Origin of the sequence: Paenibacillus intestini, from assembly GCF_030803945.1 — a bacterium.
Classification (GTDB): domain Bacteria; phylum Bacillota; class Bacilli; order Paenibacillales; family Paenibacillaceae; genus Paenibacillus; species Paenibacillus polysaccharolyticus.
This window is the reverse complement of record NZ_JAURUN010000020.1, coordinates 19,879-31,643: the sequence shown is the minus strand read 5'-3', so window position 1 is coordinate 31,643 and position 11,765 is coordinate 19,879. Positions and strand designations below refer to the sequence as shown.

10 protein-coding genes are annotated in these 11,765 nt (G+C 47.4%); 4 read left to right on the top strand and 6 right to left on the bottom strand.

The features are described from left to right. Positions 1-75 precede the first annotated feature (75 nt). The 3 genes from J2T16_RS27965 to J2T16_RS27955 form a co-directional block, all read right to left on the bottom strand. Positions 76-381: a DUF6171 family protein gene (locus J2T16_RS27965; protein WP_336121432.1), complete on the bottom strand. Its 306-nt coding sequence runs from the start codon at positions 379-381 to the stop codon at positions 76-78. Between the two features lie 3 nt (positions 382-384). Further along, a complete protein-coding gene (locus tag J2T16_RS27960; RefSeq protein WP_499020066.1) occupies positions 385-1,866 on the bottom strand; it encodes an alpha-N-arabinofuranosidase in 1,482 nt (493 codons plus the stop codon). Positions 1,867-2,081: 215 nt separating this feature from the next. Beyond that, the gene (locus tag J2T16_RS27955) at positions 2,082-3,284 is read right to left on the bottom strand and encodes a WD40/YVTN/BNR-like repeat-containing protein (protein ID WP_499020063.1); all 1,203 of its coding nucleotides are present in this window, start codon (positions 3,282-3,284) and stop codon (positions 2,082-2,084) included. A 362-nt stretch (positions 3,285-3,646) separates the two neighbouring features. Between J2T16_RS27955 and J2T16_RS27950 the strand changes: the two genes are divergently transcribed. Further along, positions 3,647-3,778, top strand: a complete 132-nt coding sequence (locus tag J2T16_RS27950; RefSeq protein ID WP_499020060.1) for a hypothetical protein — start codon at positions 3,647-3,649, stop codon at positions 3,776-3,778. Between the two features lie 238 nt (positions 3,779-4,016). Here J2T16_RS27950 and speB read toward each other — a convergent pair whose 3' ends face one another. After that, a complete protein-coding gene (gene speB / locus J2T16_RS27945; protein ID WP_090924873.1) occupies positions 4,017-4,886 on the bottom strand; it encodes an agmatinase in 870 nt (289 codons plus the stop codon). A gap of 14 nt (positions 4,887-4,900) precedes the next feature. After that, on the bottom strand, positions 4,901-5,728 hold the full coding sequence (speE, locus tag J2T16_RS27940) for a polyamine aminopropyltransferase (RefSeq protein WP_221790077.1): 828 nt from the start codon (positions 5,726-5,728) through the stop codon (positions 4,901-4,903). Between the two features lie 259 nt (positions 5,729-5,987). On the opposite strand from speE, the gene J2T16_RS27935 reads away from it, so the two are divergent. Continuing rightward, positions 5,988-8,066, top strand: a complete 2,079-nt coding sequence (locus tag J2T16_RS27935; RefSeq protein ID WP_499020057.1) for a transglycosylase domain-containing protein — start codon at positions 5,988-5,990, stop codon at positions 8,064-8,066. Between the two features lie 201 nt (positions 8,067-8,267). Here the strand turns inward: J2T16_RS27935 and J2T16_RS27930 are convergent, their stop codons facing one another. After that, positions 8,268-8,771 carry a YwhD family protein gene (locus J2T16_RS27930; RefSeq protein ID WP_154960667.1) on the bottom strand — a complete coding sequence of 168 codons (504 nt, stop codon included), beginning with the start codon at positions 8,769-8,771 and terminating at the stop codon, positions 8,268-8,270. A 101-nt stretch (positions 8,772-8,872) separates the two neighbouring features. Between J2T16_RS27930 and J2T16_RS27925 the strand changes: the two genes are divergently transcribed. Beyond that, positions 8,873-10,864 carry a M1 family metallopeptidase gene (locus J2T16_RS27925; protein WP_154960666.1) on the top strand — a complete coding sequence of 664 codons (1,992 nt, stop codon included), beginning with the start codon at positions 8,873-8,875 and terminating at the stop codon, positions 10,862-10,864. 10 nt (positions 10,865-10,874) lie between these two features. Then, a complete protein-coding gene (locus J2T16_RS27920) occupies positions 10,875-11,729 on the top strand; it encodes a hypothetical protein (protein ID WP_154960665.1) in 855 nt (284 codons plus the stop codon). The last annotated feature ends 36 nt before the right edge of the window (positions 11,730-11,765 follow it).

Sequence of the window (11,765 nt, the reverse complement as noted above, 5' to 3'; positions counted from 1 at the left end):
TATAATGAAACGTATCTAGGCAATATAACAACATACTTGTTTACCCAGTTTCAAACATAAAATGATGAACTCTGTTCATGCCCACTGCGATGCATACGGATAGGGACAGGTGGAATCGGCCAGTTTCGCGCGCACTTGTACAAGGCAGCCGCAGTGCCGGCATGTTGTTCCATATTGCAGATCAGGGCAGCCTGAGCAGATCGCAAGGCGACGCTCATACTCCTCATCCTCTACCGTAGTGCGTGAGCGTGAAGCGATCTCCACCAGACGGGCCATTTTGGCATCACTGATATGAATATCATACTGGCTGTCACAACCCTTACAGGGTTCGTTTCTTCCCTCACGGGGCCGCTGTTGGTATTGGTGATTGCTAGGCTTCATACCTTAACCCTGAACAGCGACCACACCAACGGAAGCCGGAGGTAACACAAAACGCAATGTATTATTCTCCAAAACAAGCCCTTCCCAAGCTACAAGTTTCACCTGATCTGGCTGTTCAAACGTATTAAATGCCCCAAAGTCAGTGTTATGGAGCAACTGTCCCGATACGCTTGCCGCTTGACCTGCCTCCAGTTGCACGACTACTTCAAGCTCATCCGTATGACTGAGATTACATCCTGTCACATGAATAACGCCATCTTTGTTCCGTGATGCAGACAGACTAAGTTGCGGAATCGTCTCCTCACCAAATGTATACCCCGGGCTCTCATAACTGAGATCTAGACGCTGTGCATCCATATGGACCTGATACATATCGAACACATGGTACGTCGGCGTCAGGATCATTTTATCCCCTTCAGTAAATACAAGCGATTGAAGTACATTAACGATCTGAGCCAGATTCGCCATATGCACCCGTTTGTTATGCTGATTGAAGATGTTCAGGTTCACCGCCGCAAGTACTGCATCCCGCATGGTATTCTGCTGGTATAGAAAACCCGGATTGGTTCCTGGTTCAACGTTGTACCATGTCCCCCACTCATCTACGATAATGCCTACTCGGCCTTCCGGATCATATTTGTCCATGATCTCGGAGTGCTTTACAAGTAATTCATCCATAAACAGCGTTTTTTTCAATGTAGTGAACCATTCAGCCTCTCCAAAACCGGTAGCATACCCTTTATCTTCCCATACACCTGTCGGAATCGTGTAATAATGAAGGCTAATGCCATCCATGAAACGGGCTGCTTCTCTCATCAACACTTCCATCCACTCATAGTTGCTGTCATTCGGTCCACAAGCAATTTTGTAAATCTGATTTTCTGAATAATTACGTACATATGTAGCGTAACGACGATATTCATCCGCATAATACTCTGGACGCATGTTTCCACCGCAGCCCCAGTTCTCATTGCCGACGCCAAAATACTTCAGCTTCCACGGTTCTTCCCGGCCGTTCTGCTTCCGCCAGTTCGCCATAGGAGACTCACCATCAAACGTAATGTACTCTACCCACTCCTGCATTTCCTGCACGGTTCCACTGCCTAGGTTGCCGCTGATATAAGGTTCTGTCCCCAGCAGTTCACACAGCCTCATGAATTCATGTGTACCAAAATGGTTATTCTCTTCCACTCCACCCCAGTGGGTATTAATCATGCGTGCACGTTCACTTTTTGGCCCTACACCATCCTTCCAGTGATATTCATCAGCAAAACAACCACCTGGCCAGCGAAGCACAGGAATGTTCAGCTTCTGAAGTGCCGCAAGTACATCGTTCCGAATACCTTCCGTATTTGGAATAGGTGAATCTTCACCCACCCAGAGGCCTTCATAAATACAACGTCCCAAATGCTCGGAAAAGTGACCATATATATTGCGATTTATTAATCCTTTATCTGAATCAGCCTTTAAAATAACATTAACCACTATTTCAACCTCCTTGAAATATGTTGTCAACGCTTACAATAACCTGTTTTGAGACAGGTTTCAACCCTTTTGTTTCCTGAAAAAAAAGCCCTTTTCCATATCAAATCTCAGGAAAAGGGCTCATTATGAGGTTACATCATTTTAATTCAATTAAAAATACACATAGATCGTTTTTACTATGGATTAGCTAATACATTAATTCATTTTATAATTTGTTAATTCTGTTCTGAGCGAAATAAAATTTTTGCTGACCAGGTTATTCCACCATCTGTTGTTGCATAAACGGCAGGTGCGTTCGTACTTGTCACAACAAGCCAGCCGATCTTGGTTGTAGGGAACGAGATACGGGAGCTGTAGCCTTGAGCTTTCAGATCAATGTTTTTCCACGTGGAACCTCCATCAAAGGAACGCCCAATTCCAATCTTGTCTGCCGCTGGCGATCCAGCAGAGAGATAAGCGGTCTTTTTACCAATCAGTGCCATGTTGCCTGGATGTCCACCGGGATTAGCCGGTCCGGTTCCTTTGCCATCTTGATTGGCACCGGGGGCCGGCCCTGCGCCTGCTGTCGATTGAGCGAAAACCTGCCTCCAGTTCTCTCCTTGATCACCACTCGCATACAGGGAGTAGGATTGTTGGGACATGCCCGCATCCCCATATAGGATAGCCCATACCTGAGATCCATTTGCATACAGGTCTGCTCCGTTCCATGTACCGGATTTCACCTGAAGAGCTGTATTCCAGCTCTTGCCTCCATTACTTGTCTTCTCGATCTTATAGCCTGTCCCGGGTACAACTACAACAACATACCCCAGCTTATCTGTAATAAATGTAGCGGCTCTAGTGTTGGCTGGTGTATTTATTTCACTCCAATTCACACCGCCATCGACAGTTCGATATGCACCGTTATAGCTGTATCCGTAGCCGTTATTTTTATCCCCGAAATCAATCCGCTTAAACGGCGGAACACCTGGTGTACTCAGTCTCTTCCAGTGTGAACCTCCATCGTCCGTACGTATGAGATACGTTAGTGAGGAGCCCTTTACGCCCGCCAGTGCATACCCTGTAACGTTATTTGGGAAGTTTAATTGTTCAAACTGCCACTGTCCCATGTATATGGGTTGCCAAGTACAGCCCGCATTCGAAGTTCCAATCAAGAACCCTCTACCTGCCGCCCGTCCTGTAGTTTGATTTAGAAAATTGATATCCGTGAATTGCAATTGCTTTTCTTCCACGCCACTGCCTTTTTTCAGTTCTGATGTCAGTCCATGATCTCCTGTGCCACATGTTGCGGTTGAAGGTGCTGCGCTAGCATCAGGTAATGTATGAGCCCGTCCCATTCCCCATAATAGTGTAAGCACTAGAGTTATCACACTTGCTCGTTTCCATGTCTTGGTGTTCTTCGTTGTCTTGATTCTCATTGGTAACACCTCCTTCTATCGTTTTACCCCAAATCGCGCATCATAACGTAACAATTCGGGTGAAAGCAGATGACAATGAATAAGACTGAATAGCCAGCATAACAAAACTGATACCTAGGATCAGACATAAAACGAAAGAGATTTTATTAAATTTATATTCCCTGGCGGCATAAGCACCAAATAACGTTACCAGATTTACAAGCATGAAGCTGAAATTAAAATAACCCGTCATGGCTACAACAAGTTGAATTATAAATATGGTTGTAATAGGAACATATGTGCTATAATTAGAGATATGGACTTTTGATTGAGTGTGGATGTTTTCTGACCACGGCGCTGCTTTCCAAGAGGGGGTGACGTCGATGGTCAAACTTGTGGTGTTGCTTGATGTAATCCGGTGGATTGCTGCGATCCTCAGCATTGTGCTGAGTGGACGAAGGCTTTACCGTTGGTTGCGCAAAAAGCTTCGGAACAAGCGAAAACCCACCTCATAAGGTTGCACGCCTGACGGTGGGTTTTGCTTGAATAGCATTATTTAATTCTTGCACGCCGTGGCAATCCACAGCCTTTCGGGTCCTAAGAGTCATTACCGTTGGCGCGGTAATGGCTCTTTATTTAGTATATGGTTGAACCCGCAGACCCTATACTTCACGACCACAATATATTAATTAAATATATTACTAACACTTCTGTTTCCAGTATAACATAGCTCGAAACAGAAGTTAAGTTCACTTACTTCACGAATCCAAGCAGCATTTCACGAATCAACTTGGCAGCTACGATCTGTGTCTGTTGTGTCGGATCATAGATTGGTGCTACTTCCACCAAGTCACAGCCAACAACGTTCACATCCGATCCAGCAATCATGTGAACCGCTTCAAGCAGTTCTTTGGATGTGATTCCGCCAGCTTCTGCTGTTCCAGTTCCTGGTGCAGCAGACGGATCAAGCACGTCGATGTCGATCGTTACATAAACTGGACGGTTGCCCATTTTCGGCAGAGCTTCCTTCATTGGAGCCGCTACTTCAAACGGGTAGAAGTTAATGTTCTCACGACCATACTGGAATTCCTCGCGGGAGCCGGAACGGATACCGAATTGATAAATATTTTGACCGCCCATCAGTTCAGCAGCTTTACGCACAGGTGTGGAGTGAGACAGAGGCTCGCCTTCATAGTGTTCACGAAGGTCTGCGTGTGCATCAATGTGGATCAGGATCAGATCCGGGTATTTCTTGTACATCTGTTGAATCACGGGCCATGTCACGAGGTGCTCACCACCAAGGCCAATCGGGAACTTGTCATCTGCCAGCAGGTTGCCGATGTATTCATGGATAACCTCAAGGCTGCGTCCCGCGTTGCCGAACGGCAAAAGCAGGTCTCCCGCATCAAAATAGGTCATATCCACGATACTTTTATCCAGATACGGGCTGTACTCTTCAAGTCCAACCGATGCCTGACGGATATGAGCCGGGCCGAAACGGGAACCCGGGCGGAAGCTGACGGTGTAGTCCATCGGCATACCGTAGATGACCGCTTTCGAATTTTCATAATCCTCAGAGCTGCAAATAAATACGTTTCCTGAATAAGCTTGATCCAGTTTCATTCTTCATTTCCCCTTTATTTCGTTAAATCTTCCACGAATTTTGGAAGTACAAATGCCGCTTTGTGCAGACGTGGAGAGTAATACTTCGTATCCATCTCCGGAATTTGAGTCTCGTCCACCTCAAGTGGATCATGCCTTTTGCTGCCCATGGTAAATGTCCATAGACCACTTGGGTAGGTTGGAATATTACAGCCGTACACATGTACGATCGGGAAGATTTCTTTGACATCTTTGTTCACCTTCTGGATCAGATCCGCCTTAAACCAAGGGTTGTCCGTCTGGGCAACGAAGATCCCGTCTTCTTTGAGTGCTTCATAGATCCCCTGATAGAAACCACGCTCGAAGAGCGGAGCAGCTGGGCCTACAGGTTCTGTTGAGTCCACGATAATAACATCGTACTCATCTTTATGTTCAATGATATGCATGTAACCATCGTTAACGAGCACTTCAACGTTCGGCTCATCAAGCTTGCCGGCGATTTCAGGTAAATACATTTTGGAATATTCGATCACTTTACCGTCAATTTCGACGAGAACTGCTTTTTCTACAGCCGCATGTTTGATGACTTCACGGATTACACCGCCGTCACCGCCGCCAACCACCAGCACTTTTTTCGGATTTGGGTGAGTGTTCAAGGCCGGATGTGCCGCCATTTCATGATATACAAACTCGTCCTTAACCGTCGTCATCACCATGCCGTCCAGTACAAGCATATTGCCGAATTCTTCGGTTTCAACCATCGCGAGATCCTGAAAATCCGTTTGCTCCGTGACGTAAGTCTGCTTAATCTTAGCGGTAATGCCGAACACAGGGGTCTGCTTCTCTGTAAACCACAATTCCATGATCGCTACCTTCTTTCCGTAAAAGTAATGAGTGATCATTTTAAAATGCATAATCACTGGTCTGTTCGTCCACACATGCTTTAGTATGTTGTGCCGAACCCTACCTTTTCATTACCCTTTTGCATTATACGCGATAGACGATTCAACTGTAAAACGGTTTTCAGGCCAAAATTGGCTAGAATTTGTTCACTTCGCAGCCCAATTGAATATCCCGGTTATTCCCGTCCCATACTGGAAAGAAAAGAGAGGAGCCCGTTCCATGAACAAGCCAAGTGTCAAGACCCGCAAACGCGGGTTCCGTGTACTCCAATTCATCAAATATCTATCCATACTTACGGCGCTCGGCCTGATTGCCATAGCTGCCATTTTGGTATATCTATACGCAACCAGTCTGCCCCTTGCTGACTCGGATCGCAACTCAAGATTACTCGACAGTCAAGGTGAAGTCATCGCCACCTTCTCCGCTGGCGGCAAGGATTCGATTCCCGTACAACTTCAGGATATTACCCCTGATTTGGTGAACGCTACACTAGCCGTAGAGGATCGTAAATTCAGGCAGCATTTCGGATTCGACATTCAGGGCATGGGACGAGCTGTCCTTGTCAACATCCAGCACATGCGAATGTCTCAGGGAGCCAGTACGTTAACACAGCAGCTTGCGCGTAACCTCTACCTATCCCATGAGAAAACCTGGACACGCAAAGCCAAGGAAGCAATGTATACCGCTCAGCTTGAGATGAAATACAGCAAAGATGAAATCTTACAGATGTACTTAAATGAAATCTATTATGGTCACGGTGCCTACGGTATTGAGGCAGCTGCGCAGATGTATTTTGGCAAATCCGCAAAGAAACTTGATCTGGCCGAGAGCGCTATGCTTGCGGGTATTCCGAAGGGACCGACTTATTATTCTCCCTACAATCATATGAAAAATGCCAAGGATCGACAGAAGATTGTGCTGAAAGCCATGATTGAAACGGGTAAAATTACGCAAAAACAAGCGGACTCCGCCTACGAAGAAATGCTGAACTTCAAACCCGAGGGCGAGCGCAAGACGGTGGAGAACGCACCGTATTTCCGCGACTACATTCGAAGTCTTGCAGTGAAGGAGCTTGGCATCAGCGAAGCGATGCTGGATCACGGCGGGCTGAACATCTACACGACACTGGATTTACGAGTGCAGAAGGCTGCGGAAATGGCGGTTGTCAAAGGTATGGATGCGAAAAGCGAGCTGGAGACCGCACTCGTGTCGATTGACCCGCGCACCGGTTACATTAAAGCGATGGTTGGTGGCAAAAATTATCGTACCAATCAGATCAACCATGTGCTGACAACAACACGCCAGCCGGGATCAGCCTTTAAGCCGATTATGTATCTCGCTGCTCTCGAATCGAAGCAGCTTACCAGTGCATCTATTTTCAACAGCCAGCCTACCTTGTTCCATTACGATAATGACCGCAAAACGTACAAACCCGCCAACTTCGGCGATAAATATTTAGGTGAGATTGACCTTCGCCAAGCCATTGCTGCATCTGATAACATCTACGCGGTCAACACGATTATGAAGATCAGTCCAGAACAAGTCGTAAACATGGCTCAAAAGCTCGGTATTACAAGCAAGCTGAGTCCTGTCCCTTCTCTTGCACTGGGTACTTCACCTGTCAGTCCGCTGGAGATGGCCTCCGCCTTCTCCGTTATTGCTGCTGGAGGACAACGGACACCACCCGTAGCTATTTTACAAGTGACGGATGCGGCAGGGCGTGTGTTGTATGAATCTCCGCAGACCAAAGCAGACACCGTGGTGGAACCGGCAGCAGCCTACGTACTGACACGTCTGATGGAGAGTGTTTTTGAGAACGGAGGCACAGGCAATCGGGTATCTGCCACCATCAAACGTCCGGTAGCTGGCAAAACAGGAACAACCAATACGGATGCCTGGTTGGTTGGATTCACCCCAGAGCTGTCTACCGCTGTATGGGTGGGCTATGATCAGGGCAAGGCGATCTCGACATCCGATGGCCGCCGCGCAGCCCCGATCTTTGCTCAGTTTACGGAACAAGCCCTTGCAAGTGTCCCCCCAAAAATCTTCTCTGTACCTGATCAGGTCGTGAGTGTCTACATTAACCCTGAAACCGGAAAACTCGCTGGTAACGGCTGCGAAGAGAAACGGCTGGAAGTGTTTATTCAGGGAACGGAGCCGACTGAGGTCTGCCGTGGCGAGACGCAGCCACTGGACAATCCTCAGGACGATAAGGCGCGTGAAGCACAGAACCAAAAAGGGGTACAGGAGCAGAAGCGTTCCTGGTGGAGTGATTTCAAACGCTGGTGGGTAGAATGACAGAATGACGCATATCCGTAATGACTTGATTGCGTCAAGAAGATGGCCGGTTTAACAGACTCCATATATTTACATGGAGGATTCATAAATATGCAGGCGACTGTATGAAGCCTTCGCTACATCTTCATCACAGAAATAAAGCAAGCCCCGAAACCGGATAACCTGCCGGTTCGGGGCTTGTTGCTTTTTTCTTTTTTCCCGTTAGGAAAGTGCCTCTTTCAATTCATCCGGGGAAGCATTCCACCATTCTTCATTATGAGAGATCAGAAGAGTCTTCAGTGCCGCTTTGTCTTCCGGTCCCAGCTCATCCAGCATAAATCGGCGTTTCATCGCATAATCCATCCGGTTGACGTGATCCGCGAGCAGCTTCCACCCCCGTTTGGCTTCCGTGTCAATCCACATCTCACATGCCGTTGCCCCGCCATACAACTGTCCTTGCTCTGTACGATCCACAGCAACCCATACCAGCCATACCTGACGTCCATTCGGAACGTCTTCACGATTCGTTGAAAATTTAATGCCTCGTTCCACTTTACTCTTCGCGTGCATGGCACCGATGTCGATTTTCGCTTCGCCCTGGTCAATGATGACCGGAGAAAGATTGTTCAGATCAATAGAGCCTGAACCAAAGCCTTTATGCTTGCTCTTTGCACTCACGATATTCAAGGCAATCTGTTTCTTGCCGTTTTGCTCATTTTGGTCCATGTTCATAGCCTCCAAGAGTTGATACAAATATTTTAACTAATAATTGGCCCAATGCAAACATATACATGCTGTAGATGCTTGTCAACGGGAGGTATTTAACGATGATTCCACGACGCGCCAAGAGCTGGCTCATCATATCCCTGGCCTTATGCCTGTTTGCCGGAGGGGTATGGATCACACTCGGTTACAATCGCTCCATTTCATCTGAGTTACCCGTACTCGCTCCAGAATCGGGCAAGCCTCCAGCCAAAAACGGAGCGCCCGCCCCCCCGGAAAGTGTACAATCCCCTACAGCCGAGGTATACAGCAAACGTGTGGTTGAATACCACATGGATGTGAAGCTGAACGAGGGGAACAAACTGCAAGGCACACAGACCATAACATGGACTCATCCGGGCAAAAAAACGGTGAACGAACTTTATTTTCATATGTACCCTAATGCATTCTCCTCTGCGGATACTACATTTATGAAAGAATCGGGCGGTAAGCTTCGCGGCGATGTCATGCCTACAGATGGTTATGGCTCCATGAAATTTACTGACATGCAGACGGAGGATGGGCTCTCTCTGCTACACCGGATGCAGTATGTACAGCCGGATGACGGGAACATCAAAGACAAAACGCTGATTAAGGTTCGTCTCCCTAAACCCGTCAAGGGCGGGGAAAGCATCACAATACGCACATCGTTTGAAGTAAGTTTACCCAAAATTTTCGCAAGGATGGGCAAAACAGATGATTTTGTCATGGCAGGCCAGTGGTTTCCTAAACTCAGTGCTTACGAGCCTGTTGGAAGACGGGGCCGTACCATAGAAGGCTGGAACCTGCATCAGTATCACGGGAACTCCGAGTTCTATGCTGACTTCGGTATCTACAGTGTGCGTATCCGAGTACCCGAAACATACAAGGTGGCAGCAACCGGATTCCCCACGCAGCAGGCAGCCTTGAAGAATGGTGAGAAAGTGTATCAATTTTATGCCGATGATGTGCATGATTTCGCTTGGGCAGCCTCACCTGATTTTGTGTATGCAGAGGAACCCTTCTCTGCCCCCAACGTGCCCGGTGTACGCATTAAACTCTACCTTGATCCGGCACATCAGGATCTGAAGGAGCGGTATCTCTTTGCTGCCAAAGCCGCATTAACGAATTACAGCAAGTGGTTTGGTCCCTATCCTTATGCCACCTTATCTATCGTGGTTCCGCCAAAAGCTGCAAACGGGGCCGGAGGCATGGAGTACCCAACTCTCATTACAGCCTTTGGGGCCGATGACACAACACCGGGTTACGATCTGGAACGCACCGTTGTTCATGAAATTGGACATCAATACTTCTACGGCATGGTTGCGAGCAATGAGTTTGAGGAGGCCTGGCTGGATGAAGGGTTCACCTCCTATGCAGAAGATAAACTGATGGAACAGGAATACGGATTGATTCCGAATCTACCGGTACAATCAGGTCTGATCACATCTCCGGCTCCTCTAACACAGCCCTCGTGGAAGTTTGACTCACAGAATCAATATGCTTCCAACGTGTACACAAGGGGCAAACTGGTGCTACTCGGCATTGAACAGCAAGTCGGAGCGAAGACCATGGAACGAATCCTTTCGACGTATGTAAAAAAATATCGTTTTAAACATCCCGCAACGGGTGATTTTCAAAAGGTGGTTGAGCAAGTCACCCGCACCTCTTGGGCGGATTACTTTGACCAATATGTCTACCGGAACGGCATGGCCGATTTTGCTGTAGAGAAGATCAACGTTTCTTCTATAGAGAAGGACGGCAAAAAAATGTACGAGTCCTCTGTCACCATTGTCAAAAAAGGCAGTGACTTTCCTAAGGTTCCTGTTCGGATTGCGTTTGAGGACGGCCATACCGTAACCAAACACTGGGATGGCCGCGAGGAGCGCGTCACCTATAAACTGACATATACATCTCCTGTCACCTGGGCCATGACTGACCCTTTGTATGACATCGTGCTCGAAAATCGCCATATGAACAATTTCCTGAGAACCGGACTGGACGAGCAAGTCAAATCCCGCTGGAACATGAGTGCTACGAAACTAATTGAAGCCATATTCGGAGGTCTGTCATGGTGAGGTGGAGACAGTGAAAGCAAAAATTCGTGAAGGCTGGTTTCTTGTCCGTCAGCATATGTTTATTGCCGCACTCTTGTTTATCTATCAATTAACTTGGGGTTATTTCATCTACCGGTTGGTTCAATCGGCTGTCGTTCCTCTATTACTACGTTATCCAACGGATGATGTCGGCGAGCTAAGCACACTTTTATTCAAAATGGAAAGCCAGCTCAGCCTGTCCGGTCCGGAGGTCCAGCGTTATCTGTGGATTTTGGGCGGCATGTTATTGCTTCGCCTGCTGATCAGTCCACTTATTCAGGCCGGGTTACTCTACTCCCTGCAACATTATCAATCTACTGAAGAACGCATTCCTTTTATTCGGGGCATCAAAACGTTATGGAAACCCATGATATTGCTACACACTATACGTACCTTTCTCATGTTCTTGCCTGCATACTGGCTTCTGCCCAAATTGTTTTCTACAATAATGGACAGTTTTCATTCTCTTCATTTATTACTTCCCGGCATTCCATATGTAGCAGGCTGGATTATTTATGGCTGGATTGTACATCATGCAGTGCTCTACATGCAGTTTGGGATTTCTGACCCGGATGCAGAAGGGCGAATCCACGGGACACTCAAGGGACTGTGGATTGCTGTGCGCCGCATCTTTGCTGTCATCGGCATTGCGCTGGTGCTGGGAGTTGTGCATTTAGTGGTCTTTGGTGCATTCACTTCCGCCTCCTGGTTCTTGACAGGACTATCCGGATTAATCCTGCAACAATCCTATCCGCTTGCCCGAAGCCTACTCAGTATGTGGAAAGTATGTAGTCATTTCCGTTTATGGCAGTCCACATCTACCAGACATGAAAATCATATACGTTGAACAAAAATGTTGCACGCCATCTGAGATCGCTTTCAA

Bases quoted from the DNA above. Each gene is read 5' to 3' on its own strand.
- J2T16_RS27955 (WP_499020063.1), bottom strand. From the start codon at position 3,284: ATGAGAATCAAGACAACGAAGAACACCAAGACATGGAAACGAGCAAGT.
- J2T16_RS27935 (WP_499020057.1), top strand. From the start codon at position 5,988: ATGAACAAGCCAAGTGTCAAGACCCGCAAACGCGGGTTCCGTGTACTC.
- J2T16_RS27925 (WP_154960666.1), top strand. From the start codon at position 8,873: ATGATTCCACGACGCGCCAAGAGCTGGCTCATCATATCCCTGGCCTTA.
- speB (WP_090924873.1), bottom strand. From the start codon at position 4,886: ATGAAACTGGATCAAGCTTATTCAGGAAACGTATTTATTTGCAGCTCT.
- J2T16_RS27950 (WP_499020060.1), top strand. From the start codon at position 3,647: ATGGTCAAACTTGTGGTGTTGCTTGATGTAATCCGGTGGATTGCTGCG.
- J2T16_RS27965 (WP_336121432.1), bottom strand. From the start codon at position 381: ATGAAGCCTAGCAATCACCAATACCAACAGCGGCCCCGTGAGGGAAGA.
- J2T16_RS27930 (WP_154960667.1), bottom strand. From the start codon at position 8,771: ATGGACCAAAATGAGCAAAACGGCAAGAAACAGATTGCCTTGAATATC.
- speE (WP_221790077.1), bottom strand. From the start codon at position 5,728: ATGGAATTGTGGTTTACAGAGAAGCAGACCCCTGTGTTCGGCATTACC.